The organism is Xylophilus sp. GW821-FHT01B05, from assembly GCA_038961845.1.
Classification (GTDB): domain Bacteria; phylum Pseudomonadota; class Gammaproteobacteria; order Burkholderiales; family Burkholderiaceae_C; genus Xylophilus.
The window spans coordinates 2,090,724-2,103,126 of record CP152408.1 but is presented as its reverse complement, the minus strand read 5'-3'; the positions used below and the strand labels follow the sequence as shown (position 1 = coordinate 2,103,126).

Annotated in this window: 12 protein-coding genes and 1 pseudogene; 4 read left to right on the top strand and 9 right to left on the bottom strand. The window is 65.2% G+C overall.

Annotated elements, in window-relative coordinates; all coding sequences use genetic code 11:
- Positions 1-16: 16 nt before the first annotated feature.
- The 5 genes from AAFF27_09825 to AAFF27_09805 all read right to left on the bottom strand — a co-directional run bounded on the left by AAFF27_09825 (position 17) and on the right by AAFF27_09805 (position 6,056).
- The gene (locus AAFF27_09825) at positions 17-1,222 is read right to left on the bottom strand and encodes a PepSY-associated TM helix domain-containing protein (GenBank protein ID XAH25469.1); all 1,206 of its coding nucleotides are present in this window, start codon (positions 1,220-1,222) and stop codon (positions 17-19) included.
- Between the two features lie 7 nt (positions 1,223-1,229).
- Positions 1,230-3,689, bottom strand: a complete 2,460-nt coding sequence (locus AAFF27_09820) for a TonB-dependent receptor (protein XAH25468.1) — start codon at positions 3,687-3,689, stop codon at positions 1,230-1,232.
- An 89-nt stretch (positions 3,690-3,778) separates the two neighbouring features.
- Positions 3,779-4,759: a FecR family protein gene (locus tag AAFF27_09815; GenBank protein XAH25467.1), complete on the bottom strand. Its 981-nt coding sequence runs from the start codon at positions 4,757-4,759 to the stop codon at positions 3,779-3,781.
- The gene (locus tag AAFF27_09810) at positions 4,747-5,250 is read right to left on the bottom strand and encodes a sigma-70 family RNA polymerase sigma factor (protein ID XAH25466.1); all 504 of its coding nucleotides are present in this window, start codon (positions 5,248-5,250) and stop codon (positions 4,747-4,749) included. The genes AAFF27_09815 and AAFF27_09810 overlap by 13 nt, the downstream gene beginning before the upstream one ends.
- Positions 5,251-5,351: 101 nt before the next feature.
- Positions 5,352-6,056 carry a helix-turn-helix transcriptional regulator gene (locus AAFF27_09805; protein XAH25465.1) on the bottom strand — a complete coding sequence of 235 codons (705 nt, stop codon included), beginning with the start codon at positions 6,054-6,056 and terminating at the stop codon, positions 5,352-5,354.
- 113 nt (positions 6,057-6,169) lie between these two features.
- On the opposite strand from AAFF27_09805, the gene AAFF27_09800 reads away from it, so the two are divergent.
- On the top strand, positions 6,170-7,432 hold the full coding sequence (locus tag AAFF27_09800; protein XAH25464.1) for an MFS transporter: 1,263 nt from the start codon (positions 6,170-6,172) through the stop codon (positions 7,430-7,432).
- Positions 7,433-7,504: 72 nt separating this feature from the next.
- On the opposite strand, the gene AAFF27_09795 is transcribed toward AAFF27_09800, so the two are convergent.
- From AAFF27_09795 to AAFF27_09785, 3 genes are all read right to left on the bottom strand, one after another.
- Positions 7,505-8,092: a hypothetical protein gene (locus AAFF27_09795; GenBank protein ID XAH25463.1), complete on the bottom strand. Its 588-nt coding sequence runs from the start codon at positions 8,090-8,092 to the stop codon at positions 7,505-7,507.
- Position 8,093: 1 nt separating this feature from the next.
- The gene (locus tag AAFF27_09790) at positions 8,094-8,336 is read right to left on the bottom strand and encodes a hypothetical protein (GenBank protein ID XAH25462.1); all 243 of its coding nucleotides are present in this window, start codon (positions 8,334-8,336) and stop codon (positions 8,094-8,096) included.
- Between the two features lie 118 nt (positions 8,337-8,454).
- Positions 8,455-9,390, bottom strand: a complete 936-nt coding sequence (locus AAFF27_09785) for a LysR family transcriptional regulator (protein ID XAH25461.1) — start codon at positions 9,388-9,390, stop codon at positions 8,455-8,457.
- Between the two features lie 92 nt (positions 9,391-9,482).
- Between AAFF27_09785 and AAFF27_09780 the strand changes: the two genes are divergently transcribed.
- On the top strand, positions 9,483-9,968 hold the full coding sequence (locus AAFF27_09780; protein ID XAH25460.1) for a DMT family transporter: 486 nt from the start codon (positions 9,483-9,485) through the stop codon (positions 9,966-9,968).
- A 118-nt stretch (positions 9,969-10,086) separates the two neighbouring features.
- Here the strand turns inward: AAFF27_09780 and AAFF27_09775 are convergent.
- Positions 10,087-11,096, bottom strand: a pseudogene (locus AAFF27_09775) (integron integrase).
- A gap of 158 nt (positions 11,097-11,254) precedes the next feature.
- On the opposite strand from AAFF27_09775, the gene AAFF27_09770 reads away from it, so the two are divergent.
- Both AAFF27_09770 and AAFF27_09765 read left to right on the top strand, forming a co-directional pair.
- Positions 11,255-11,593, top strand: a complete 339-nt coding sequence (locus tag AAFF27_09770) for a hypothetical protein (protein XAH25459.1) — start codon at positions 11,255-11,257, stop codon at positions 11,591-11,593.
- A gap of 246 nt (positions 11,594-11,839) precedes the next feature.
- Complete coding sequence (locus AAFF27_09765) at positions 11,840-12,394, top strand: hypothetical protein (GenBank protein XAH25458.1); 555 nt, start codon at positions 11,840-11,842, stop codon at positions 12,392-12,394.
- Positions 12,395-12,403: the final 9 nt, after the last annotated feature.

Genomic DNA, 12,403 nt, shown 5'->3' with positions numbered 1-12,403 from the left:
CTAGAGGCACTTTTCATCAAAATCCCCCGCCGCGCCGGCTCGCGGCGCGCGCCTTTCGCCTGCTCACCCAGACCAAGAGGCCCGTGCCACACAGCAGGGCCACGGCCAACCCTGTGATGCAGACCAGCACGCGCCCCCACCAGCCCAGGATGCGGCCGGTGTGCAGCGGGTACTGCCAGATCAGGAGCCGGTCTGCGGCCGAGCCGCTGTCATAGCCGCTCATGCCCTTGAGCGCGCCGGTCTGGTCGTCGATGAACACCTGCTCGTAGCGCAGCCGCAGCAGGCGCTCGCGCATGCCGTCTTCCTTGAAGGCGATGCGGTAGGCGCCAAGCTGGGGAATGTGGCTGGCGTACCAGGGCAGGAACGGCTGCGCGGTGGGCGGCAGATGCGCCCGCGCACGCTGCACGGCCTCTTGCGTGGCGAATGCGGGCGGCGCCAGCGGCGGGGCGCGCCGCGGCAGTGCCTGCACGGGGTGCGGCGTGATCGGCGCAAACCAGCGCACAACGGGCCGGAACACCTCGTCGCCCAGGTTGAAGTAGACGCCGGAGACCGCCAGCAGCACGGCGGCCGGCAGGCTCCACAGCCCGGCCGCGCGGTGTAGATCGAAATTGGTGCGCGACCAGGATGCGCCGCGCTTGATCTGCCAGGCCGGCACCCAGCGGCGCCAGAAGCCGCCGGCCCAGCTTGCGGCCCTGGGCAGGGTCAGGCAGGCGCCCACGAGCGAGGACAACAGCCACAGCAGCGCCATGCCGCCCGTCAGCCACATGCCCCATTTGCCGGGCAGGTGGAACTTGCGGTGCAGCACGTCCAGGAAAGCCATCAGGTGCAGGCGGTCGATCTTGAAGGCGCCCCATTGGCGCTGGCCCAGCACGGCGCCTGTGGCGGGGTCTATGAACAAGCGGTCGAAGCCCAGCGCATGGGGCTTGCCGGTGGCGGGGTTGATGCGCGGGACGATCCGCAGCTCAAGCGATTCTCCCGGCTGCCCGTCGAGCGGAAACTGGCCCACGCGCAGCCGTGCGTCCGACTGTTCCACGCGTGCAATCAACTCGTCTGCCGGCAAGGGCGGCCGGGCATGGCCGGTGCGCATCAGCCCGGGGTTGAGCCAGGCGTCAAGCTCGTGCTCGAACGCGATCAGGCTGCCCGTGAGCGCGTTCACGAGCAGCAAGGCCATCAGCACCAGGCCGCAGCAGCGGTGCAGGGCCACCCAGAGCTTGCGCCCCATGGGCTGCCTACCAGCGGTGTGTGTAGCTGACGGTCAGCACGGCGCCGGCGGCCGGCAGGCGGCTGTTGTTGTTGCCGCTGCGCAGCAACTGGCTGTAGAGCGGCAGGTAGTACTTGTTGAACAGGTTCTGCACGCCCACGGTCACCGTGTTCTTGTTGTCCAGCTTGTAGCGGGTCACCAGGTCTACGGTGTAGTAGCTCTTCACGTCGGCCCGGGCAAATTGCGTGCGGCCATCGGCCAGGCGGTAGTCCTTGGCGCCGAACCAGGTCAGCATCACCCGCGTGCTCCAGCGCGCATCGGGTTGGTACTGGACATAGCCGGTGAGCTTGAGCGGTGGAATGCGGTAGCCGGTCATGGGCCGGGAATCGGTCGCGCCCTGCGGGGTTTCGCGGCCCTGCATCCAGGTCAGCGTGCCGCCGGTGGCCCAGATGTCCCTATCGCCATAGTGATCGACCGTGGCCTCCACGCCGCGAATGCGCTCGCTGGTGCGGGTCAGCACCAGGCCGTTGTTGAAGGACTGCACAGCCCCCAGGTCGGAGCTTGAGCGGAACAGCGCCAGCGAGCCCGTGGTGCTGGCAAAGCGCCCGCGCCAGCCGATCTCGTAGTTGTCGGTCTTGACCGGCTCCAGTTGCGAAGAGTTGATGTCGAAGCCCGCCTGCGCATTGCGAAGCTGCAGACCCACATCAGGCAGATCAAAGCCCTGGCTGAACGAGGTGTAGACCTCATGCCCCGCAAAAGGCTTGAACGCCAGGCCGGCGTTGTGCATCACGGCGCTGTAGCTGACCTCGCCGCCCTTGACCGTGGCCGGGTTGGCCAGCCGGGACTGGGACAGCGGCTGGAAGTCGTCGAACGAGGCACTGGCCCGCTCGTAGCGCAGGCCGGCCTCGGCCGACCACTGGTCGTTGAACTTGTGCTGCAACTGGCCGAAAGCGCCCAGGCTGCGCGTCTTGGTCCAGGGCAGGTACATCTGCTGCTTGACGGTGCGAAAGACCAGGCCGCCGCTGGCGTCGTAGATGGCCGGGTCGAACACGTCGATCGGCATGTTGCTGCGCTCCTGGATGAAGTCCGCGCCCCACATCAGCCGGCTGTCGCGCGCCGCCCCCAGCGGGGTGTCTATGGTCACGCGGCCACCAAAGACCTTGTCGTTCTGCATGACCTGGTCGACGTTGCCGCCCCGGTTGGCATTGCTGCGCAAGTCGGATGGCGCAAAGCGCGTGCTGTTGTCGCGGGCATAGGCCAGCACCGACAGCGAGCTGCCCCACAAATCCTTGTGGTCGTAGTTAACGCTCAGCATGGTGTTCTCGACCTGGTTCTGCTCGGCCAGGTCCAGGCCCTTGATGGCCCGTGCCACAGTGCTGCCCAGCGGCGTCCTGGAGACGGCGGGGTCGCTCGCGTAGTCGGTGTTCTGCCTGGCGCGCAGATGGTTGGCGGCAAACTGCAGGCGCTGGTTGGCGTCTATGCGCAGGCCGATCTTGCCGCCCAGGCTGTAGGTGTTGGAGTCGAACAAATCCCCCTGGCTGGCGTCGGGCGCCACGCGGTCGCCATGGCCGTCATAGGAGCCGCCGATGCGGCGGTAAGAGGCATCGACCTCGTAATCAACCACCTCGCCACGCCCCGAGAAATATTGCTGCACCTGGGCGCCCATGCCTTCGCGGCTCAGGTGCGACAGCGCCGTGTCCATGGACACCGTGGTTTCCGCCACGGGCGTGCCGCCCACGGGCCGCGTCGTCACCGACACGATGCCGCCGGTCGCGCCGCTGCCAAAGATGGCGTTGCTGCCGCGCAGCACCTCGATGCGCTCGATGCGGCTGGGCTCGATGTTGATCAGGTTGCGGGAAGAGTCCCGGTTGGTGTTGAGCGGAATGCCGTCGACCAGCACCAGCACGTTGCGCCCGCGCAGGGTCTGGCCAAAGTCGGTGAGGTTGCGGCTGGAGTCCGACAGCCCCGGCACGCTCTTGGTCAGCATGGCGGCCAGGTTGGGCGAGGTGGCGCGCAGGTCGTGCAGCTCCTGGTCTTCGATGACCGTGAGCTGGCGCGTGGGCTGCATCAGGTTGCCGCCGATGCGCTGGGTCATCACGGTCACCTCGGACAGCTTGGCGGGCTCGGCCGGGGCCGGGGGCGGGCTTGCTTCTGCCGCGGTCTTGCGGCGGATGCTCAGGGCCCCGTTGGGCGTGGTGTCCACCGCCAGATCGGTGCCGGCCAGCGCCTGGCGCACGGCATCGTCGGCCGACAGCATGCCCTTGACGGCTGGGGCCTGGCGCCCGCTGATGAGCGCCGGGTCGGCCACGATGGCGCGGCCGCTCTGCTGGCCGATGCGGGTCAGCGTGGCGCCCAGCGGGCCGGCCGGAAGGTCCAGGGCTGCTGCCGGCCCGGCGGCGTGGGCGACTGCTGCGAGTTGGGCGCAGGCCAGCACGGCTACGGCTGCGACATGGCTGAGCTGCGGGCGGATTGACTTGCCGGGATGCATGGAGAGGGTTCCTTTGGTTGGGTCTTCCATAGCCTTGTGGAACGAACCCGCGGAACCCCTCACTCTTTTTTCAGGTTTCTGCAATGGCGCTATGCCTGCCGCAAATCGATAGCGACCATCCAGTCGCCGTAGCGCCGCACACGCAGCGCCAGCGTGTGGGCCAGGGTCTGCAGGACCTGGTCAACATCGCCCAGCGGGAACACGCCAAACACCCGCAGGCCAGCGGCAGCGGGCGAAATGCGGATGAAGCCGGCGTGGTAGGGGCGCAAGTCCTCGATGACCTCGCCCAAGGGCGCGTCGTCCACCGCCAGCATGCCGCCGGACCAGGCGGCGCGGTTGGTGGCGCTGCCTTCCATGCGCTGGATGCGCTCGGCAGAAAAAGCCGCGCCCTCGCCCTCCTGCAGCCTGGCGCGCTGGCCTTCGCGGGTCTCGAGCTCCACGCTGTGTTCCAGCACCACGACCTGGGTCTGGCCATCGCGCAGGCTGGTGAGGAAGCGCGTCCCGAGCGCCCGTGCGCGGCCATGCGCCGTCTGCACGACAAAGGGCCGCGCCGCATCCGGCGCCACCGTGGCAATGATTTCTCCCGCCCGCAGATGCAGCAGCCGCAGGCCATCGCCAAACGCGACATCCGCCGCCGACCGGGCGTTGAGCAGCACGCTGCTGCCGTCGGGCAATGCGAACCGGCGGCGCTCGCCCGTGCCGGTGCGCAGGTCGGCCATGTGTTGCCCGATGGGCGCGAAGCGATCCGCCACCAAGGCTGCGGCACTCCCCACACCGGCCAGCGCCAGCACGCCGCGCAGCATCTTGCGGCGGCGCGCATGCAGCAGCGTCTGCTGGGCCGCCTGGATCTGCCCGGGCGAGCGTGAGCCGAGTTCACGCACGACGGCAAACGGGCTCTCCAGCAGGCTGGCCACGCGCCGCCAGGCCTGCTGGTGCGCGGCATCGGCGGCGCGCCACTGCTCGAAGGCCAGGCGGTCCGCCTCGGTCGCGGCACCGGACTCCAGCCGGACCTGCCAATGCACGGCCTCGTGCAGCACGCGCTCGGCGAGCTCGGGCCTCACGAGGTCCATTTCAGGCATTGCAGCAGCGCGCGCTTCATGTAGCGCTCCACCGTGGCCAGCGAGACGCCAAGCTGCGCCGCGATCTCGGGGTAGGTCAAGCCGTCCAGCCGGCTGTAGAGAAACGCGGTCTTCACCGGCAGGGGCAGGCTGTCGAGCGCGCGGTCGATCTGCTCGATGGCCTCGACCAGCAAGGCGCGTTCCTCGGCCGACAGCGCCACGGACTCCGGCAGGTGCATCAGGGTCTGCAGATAGGCGCGCTCCAGGTCCTGCCGGCGCCACAGGTGGAACAGCACCCGCTTGGCAATGGTGGTCAAAAAAGCCCTGGGCTCGCGGATCTCGGCCGTGCCGCCCTGCTCCACCACCTGGACAAAGGTCTCGGCCGTCACGTCCTCGGCATCGGCGCGATTGGACAGGCGGCGTTGCAGCCGGCCCAGCAGCCACGGCTGGTGCGCCTTGTAGAGCGCCTCCAGAGCGGGGAACGATGGCAATGCGGCAGACACGGTGAGCTGAGGGTTTTGGGAGCAGGCCGGAGGAAATAAGCGGGACGCGCGGGCGCGCCCAGACGCCGCAGCCCATGCGCACCATCAATAATGGTTCTCATTTAAATTATAGATTGCCAGGCTTCCAGCCCCAGCAGATCACGCAGCGCCACCGCACCGGCGCCGGTGATCGTCAACGCACGGGCGCCAGCCTTGCGCGTCAGCCAGCCTTGGTCCAGGCAGTGCGTGCAGATCAGAGCGCCCAGCTTGCCCGCGAGGTGCGACTTGCGCTCGCTCCAGTCCAGGCAGGGACGGCAATACGGCCGCGCCCGGGTGGTGGGGACAGTCTCCAGCGAAATTCCCCAGCGCTGCAACACCTGCGCCGCATCCGCAGTCACCAACCCCGCATCGCCCTCGAAAACTATCGCGCCATCGGCCTGCAGCCGCTCGGCAATCGCCAGGCCGAGCCGCCCTGCGATGTGGTCGTAGCACATGCGCGCCGTGCGCATGGCCTCGTCGCGCGGGCCGGCCACCACGGTGCGGCGGGAGTGCGCATCGCCGGCGATCCGCATGATGCCCTCCAGCACCTTGGCGACCTCGGCCGACGCCAGCCGGTGGTAGCGGTGCCGGCCACGCTGCTCGACGCACATCAGCCCCGCCTCGACCATCTGCGCCAGGTGGCTGCTGGCCGTGGGCGGCGACACGCTGGCCGCGCGGGCCAGCTCATTGGCGGTGAGCGAGCGGCCGTCCATCAGCTCCAGCAGCATCGCGGCGCGCGCGGGCTCGCCCACCAGTGCGGCGATACGGGCGATTTGATTGGTGTTCATGCAGGCGCCAGCTTAAAGGAGGGCCGGCGGGGAATGCTTCGCTCTGCAACGAAGCTTCGGGGCATGTGGCGACGCCACCATCGGCTGTCTTGGGTCTCTAAAACTTCATCTCCATGCACGCTTCCACCCTGCCAGCACCCGCCCGTTCCTACGGCCATACCGTTGTGCGCGCCGCCTTTGTGCTGGCCGTGTTTGGCTGGGGCGTCGGCTTTTATGGGCCGCCCATTTTTCTGCACGCGGTGGTGCTGCGCACCGGGTGGCCGCTGTCGCTGGTGTCGGGCGCGGTCACGCTGCACTTTCTGCTGGGCGCGGGCGTGGTGGCCTGCCTGCCGCGCATCCACCGGCGGGTGGGCATAGCCGCTGCGACAGCGGGCGGGGCCGTCGCGCTGGCCATTGGCATCGTGGGCTGGGCGACGGCCGTGCAGCCCTGGCAGTTGTTGGTGGCCGCAGCGCTGACGGGCGGCGGTTGGGTGCCGCTGGGCGCGGCGGCGATCAACGCCATCGTCTCGCCCTGGTTTGTGCAGCAGCGCCCGATGGCGCTGGCCAAGGCCTACAACGGCGCCAGCGTGGGCGGCGTGCTCTTCTCGCCGCTGTGGGTGGCCTTGATCGGGAGCCTTGGCTTTGTGGCGGCATCAGTCGTGGTCGGGCTGGCCATGCTTTTGGTGGTGCTGCCGCTGGCGTGGCAGGTTTTGCCAAAGACGCCCGCCAGCCTAGGGCAAGCCGCCGATGGCGCGGCCACGGCAAGCGCCGCCATCGCTGCACCCGCCCTGCCCCGCCGGGCGCTGTGGCGCGACCGGGTATTTGTGACGCTTGCCGCCGCGATGGCGCTGGGCCTGTTTGCGCAGATCGGCCTGATCACGCAGCTCTACTCGCTGCTGGTGCCGCGCATGGGCGCGCAGGCCGCTGGCTGGGTGATGGCCCTGGCTACCGCCTGCGGCATTGCGGGCAGAACGCTGGTGGCCCGCCTGCTCGGGCCCGGCACCGATAGGCGCCTGGTCGCCTGCGCCAGCTACGGCATCCAGGCCGTGGGCACTGCCGTGCTGTTGGTGGCCGGGGCGCACGCACTGCCGCTGGTGGTGCTGGGCGTGCTGCTGTTCGGGCTGGGCATAGGCAATGCGACCTCGCTGCCGCCGCTGATCGCGCAACTGGAATTTTCCCGCGAAGAGGTGCCGCGCGTGGTGGCCCGCAGCGTGGCGCTATCGCAGGCACTGTATGCCTTTGCGCCCGCCAGCTTTGCGCTGCTGCTGGTGCATGGCGGTGCCGCTGCGCCAGCCTTGGGGCAAGGCACGGCCACCTACTTTGGCGCGGTGCTGTTGTGCCAGGCCCTGGCGATTGGCTGCCTGCTGGCGGGGCGCGTCGGGCGAACTACAAAATAGATAGCTAGTAGCCCAGGCTGCGCCTGGGCTAGAGGCATATTTAACCAATAAAACTTAACGCAGGTGGGTGGTTTACGCCCTGGGTAAAAAATAGCCTTTGACGCAGCCTTCGTCGCGGACCGCTATCTGGATGTGGTTCTTGTTGAAGAAGCCGGAGCCCGGATACGCCTCCTGGCCTTCATGAAACCCAGATCGCACGGTCTGGTAGGCAGGCAAGTTCACTCTTTTTGCCGTACGCAGCCGGTGCGCGTGCTCAATGACGGCACAGTCCAGACGACGGAAGACGCGGTCTTTGTTCTTGCCGTCGTTCGTGGGCATCTGAACGCCCATCAGGTTCATGTCAAAGGCAAGCTCTTCGTGAGCACGTGCAAGCTCCGCGAGAGCGGGCTGATCAAAGAGGTTCAGGCAAAGGCCCAGATCAATGACGGCGCCGATCACGGCAGGCTTCTTGCCCTTGATCTTCTTCCAGCGCATCCTGGTCGCCGAGAATTCCAGCGCCCGCTCTGGGTCGTTTTCCCAGAAGTAAATGCCACGGCCCAGCCAGTCGTAATCGTTTTCGCTCTTGGCGAGGTGAGCGTTCGGGCTGTTCAGGATTGCTTTGACCGTGTCCTCATCGGTCCCATGGAACCCAAGCACCCAATTGGGCAGCCGCTGGTACAACTCAGCCGCCGAAGCGCTTGGCCAGCTTTCCGCCAGGCGTCAAGACACCTTGCTGGATGTAGAAAGCCTTCAGTTTTGCAGGGTCCTTGCGTAGCGAAGCCATGGCCTGTCCAACTCGCTCCGACATATCAGGGTCGCCGAGGGTCTTGCTGACCAGCCGGCCATTGACCACGCGCACGCCCGATCGTTGCGCTTTCCCCTGAACGGGTGCCGCAAAGTCGTTTGTTGCAATCGCGTGGCTCACATGTCGCTCCTGAATCACCATTGACAGAGGTGTCAACGAAAGAAATTAGAGCACATTGCTAAAAACCAATCAAAAAGCGCTTAGGAAACCGCATCGCTCATCGAAGTGTTCAAAAGCTTCACAGAAACATCCGTTCAGGGAAATCTGAATCTCCCGCTTCTACCACCCGCTGCACCGCCGCACGCAACCACCCCAGCCCCGCATCACCCTGCGTGCGGCTGTGCCAGACCTGCTCGAAGGCGAACGGGGCCAGCGCCAGCGGCGCCTCGCGCACGGCCAGCACGGCTGCTGTTTGCAGCGGCAGTGCGCGCCGCGCCACGGTAAGGATCAGGTCGGTGCCTGCGATCACCATGGGCGCCACCGTCCAGTGCGGCAGGCGCAGCGCGATGCGCCGGGCCAGGCCCTTGCGCGCCAGTGCGGCATCGACCTCGGTCGCGACCTCTGTATCGCCCGCAGCCACCAGCACGTGCGGGCGCGCCAGGTAGGCCTGCAGCGTCAGCGGGGCATCGGCGGGCAGCGTGGCCGGGTCCAGCGCGCAGACAAAACGCTCGTTGAACAGCGTCTCGCGCCGCAGGCTTTCAGGCAGTTGCGTGAACACGCCCAGCGCCAGATCGATCTCGCCGTCTGCCACGCCGGCCGCCATGGCCGCCCGGCTGGCGTAGACCAGGTCCAGGTCCACTCCAGGCGCCTCGGCCCGCAGGCGGCGCAGCAGCCCGGGCAGAACGATGGCCGCACCGTAATCAGACGCCGCCAGCCGAAACACCCGCCGAGCCGAGCCAGGCGCAAACACCGCGCCGCCCAGCACCGAGCGGATGTGCTGCAAGGCATCGGCCAGCGGCCGCGCCAATTCCAGCGCCCGCGCCGTCGGCTGGAAGCCGCCCCGGCCACGCACCAGCAAAGGATCGCCCAGCAAGACCCGCAACCGAGCCAGCGCATGGCTCACCGCCGGCTGGCTCATGTGCAGGCGCTCGGCCGCGCGGGACAAGTGCCGCTCGGCCAGCAGCACCTCCAGGATGGTCAGCAGATTGAGATCCACCGAGCGCAAATTATTCATTCGCTGCATGTTTCACTGACAAAACAAGAATTGGTATTAAAGATAGCGGCATACCAAACTCCAGGCAACACGCATCTATCTGGAGCAACACCATGAACACACAAACCTCTTTGCTGGCCCTGTTGGTCTCATTGGCAGCCGGGGCCGTAGTGCCGATACAGGCCGGCGCCAACGCCGCGCTGGGCCGTGGCCTGGGGCACCCGCTCTGGGCCACGCTGGTATCTCTGGCCGTCAGCGCCGTGGCCGCGGTGGCCGTGGTCCTGCTGCTGCGCGTGCCCGCGCCAGACTTCTCGCAGGCCACCCAAGGCCCGGCCTGGACCTGGCTGGGCGGCATCGTCGGCGTGTTCTACATCACCGCCGCCCTGGTGCTGGCCCCCCGCATAGGCGCCGGCGCCTTCATGGCCACCGTGATCGCGGGCCAGTTGCTGGCGGCGCTGGCGTTTGACCACTACGGGCTCTTTGGCTTTGCTGCGCGTGCTGTTACGCCGGGGCGGTTGGCGGGGGCTGGGTTGATTGTGGTGGGGGTGGTGGTTATGCAGTTTTCGAGTAGTGCTGTGGCGGCGGTTAAGGGTGGGTGAGTATGTGGCGGCCCGCTTGGCGTTGTGTGTGTGGCGGCGAGGGGCCCGGAGCGGCCTTCGATTAATGGCTGTTAACGACCCACAAGAGACATTCATCCGGCAACCTCAAAGCGGTCTGTCATGCTCCGAAACCCATGGTGTCCAGCGGGCTGACCGTTCTGCCCGCACACTTTCAGCACATGCGTGTAGATCATGGTGGTCGACACATCGCTGTGGCCGAGAAACTCCTGCACCGTGCGTATATCGGTGCCAGATTGCAGCAAGTGCGTGACAAAGCTGTGGCGCAGGGTATGCACAGAAACGGGCTTGCAAATGCCCGCCTGGGCCACGGCCCTCTTGATTGCGCGTTGCAACCGCTCTTCAAACAAGTGATGGCGGCGTTCAGAGCCTGTGTGCGGGTCGATGTAGAAAGTCGGCGATGGAAACAACCAGAACCACCCCCAGGTACTGCCGACCCGAGGATATTTTTGCTCCAGTGCATGCGGTGTTTGCACACCGCCGCGCTGCGCCTGCCGGTCCTCTTCCCAAACATGACGGGCGTGCAAAAGCTGCTGACGCAATGCGGGAGCCAAAGCACGCGGCAACATCACCACCCGATCCTTGTTGCCCTTGGCTTCGCGCACGATGATCACATGGCGGTCAAAGTCCACATCCTTGATGCGCAGCCGCAGCCCCTCCATCAGGCGCATTCCCGTGCCGTACAGCAGTTGCGCCAAGAGACGCATGTCCGAGTTGAGAAACTGGAACAGCGCGGCCACTTCCTCCTTGGTCAGCACACTGGGAATGCGGCGCTTTTGCGGCGGGCGGCTCACGCCATCCAGCCAAGGCAAATCGATGCTCAGCACTTCCCGATATAGAAACAACAACGCGCTGAGGGCCTGGTTGTGCGTGGATGCCGATACCCTGCGCTCGGTGGCCAGCATGGTCAAAAAAGCCTCCACCTCTGGCGCACCCATGTCACGCGGATACCGCATACCTCCGGCGCGGCCATGCCAACGAATGAAAAAGCGTACCCAATACAGGTAGGCCTTCTCGGTGCTGAGGCTATATATAGTGCCGGTAACGAACACGCTCCCGGACTTGGTCCAACAGTCGTGTGGAGCGCAAAACAGGTGTGCCGGGTTTCATGGGATTTTTATACCTGTGTTTTTGCACAGCGTATCGATCGCCAACCCAGGCTGCAAGCCACTTTCAGTAGGAAGCCGTGCCCAGAATATCCCGCCTCGTCCAGCTTATTCCGCAGGTTCTGCGGGATATATTGCGTTAGCCACTACAGGGGAAGTATTTTGGCCGATCAGCTTCAGAAATCTCGTCGTCAAATTCTCGTCCAGCTCGAGAGCATCCTCGGCAACGCCTGCTACAACGGAAACATCCAAAACTATGGTCCTGGCGGCGTACGAGAAGCCGAAGGTCGCAGCTTTCGTTATCCACTAACTCTGCGACTACCCGATGGCTCCAAGCAAAAGGTTAGCTCCGGCACCATTCCTGGATCCGTCTCAGACGACGCTCTTCGTAGTGGCTACTATGCTTTTGGCGCCAACCAACTCGATATAATTTCCGCACTCGATCGCATGCTCAAATATCTCGAGCAGCACCACGGCCTTGTCATCGCCGACGGTGGCTAACCATTCGTTCAAGGCGGACGGCTTCGCCGCCGCTTAACTCCAGCGTTAGGCCTCACAATCCTCATCATGCCCGATCAATCCCACCTAGATTCCCGATACTTCGTAGACTCTTGCGTTTACAACTGTCCATTTTGCAATCGCAGAAATGTCGCTTACGTGGTTAGCGCGAAATTTCGGTTCGATTGGACGGATGCAAAACCTTGCTTTGGTTACATCACAAGGTGTTCGTCGTGCGAAAACGATTCGATGCATTTGGCCTTCGTAGAAATTGAAACCAAGTACATCGGGACCGTACGGAACGAGCCCGAGTTTCGATTCGAGATTGACGATGATGATTGCGTTCTGGACGAAGCCTTCTTTTATTCTGTTCCCACGTCGTTCTTCGCCCTCGACGACAGAATTCCACGAGTGCTCCGGCAATTATTGACTGAAGCCGAAGGCTGCCTTAAGAGTAACTTTTTGACAGGTGCTTCCGCCTGCGCCAGAAAATTGGTTTATGAACTTGGCGTTCTTCACAAGGCAGCTGGCGAAAACTACGAGGATCGCATTAAGTCGTTGAAGGGCCTTCATCCTGAAGTCGAGCCGACTTTTTTTGACACCCTTCTGACCATTCAGCAGGTCACGAGCACTAAGGTCCACGAGAACGCTTACGACGGATGGGAGTCTCGGCATCTTCGATTAATCCTGCTTGCGCTATCGGACGTACTTCACGAGCTGTATGTAGTTCCAGCTCTTCGCGCTGATCGCAGAGCCGCCGTTCTGGCGCTAAAGGAGAAACTCGTTCCCAACAGGCCGGAGTGACCGCGCCGT

Bases quoted from the DNA above. Each gene is read 5' to 3' on its own strand.
- AAFF27_09820 (XAH25468.1), bottom strand. From the start codon at position 3,689: ATGCATCCCGGCAAGTCAATCCGCCCGCAGCTCAGCCATGTCGCAGCC.
- AAFF27_09815 (XAH25467.1), bottom strand. From the start codon at position 4,759: ATGGACCTCGTGAGGCCCGAGCTCGCCGAGCGCGTGCTGCACGAGGCC.
- AAFF27_09785 (XAH25461.1), bottom strand. From the start codon at position 9,390: ATGAATAATTTGCGCTCGGTGGATCTCAATCTGCTGACCATCCTGGAG.
- AAFF27_09800 (XAH25464.1), top strand. From the start codon at position 6,170: ATGCACGCTTCCACCCTGCCAGCACCCGCCCGTTCCTACGGCCATACC.
- AAFF27_09805 (XAH25465.1), bottom strand. From the start codon at position 6,056: ATGAACACCAATCAAATCGCCCGTATCGCCGCACTGGTGGGCGAGCCC.
- AAFF27_09780 (XAH25460.1), top strand. From the start codon at position 9,483: ATGAACACACAAACCTCTTTGCTGGCCCTGTTGGTCTCATTGGCAGCC.
- AAFF27_09825 (XAH25469.1), bottom strand. From the start codon at position 1,222: ATGGGGCGCAAGCTCTGGGTGGCCCTGCACCGCTGCTGCGGCCTGGTG.
- AAFF27_09765 (XAH25458.1), top strand. From the start codon at position 11,840: ATGCATTTGGCCTTCGTAGAAATTGAAACCAAGTACATCGGGACCGTA.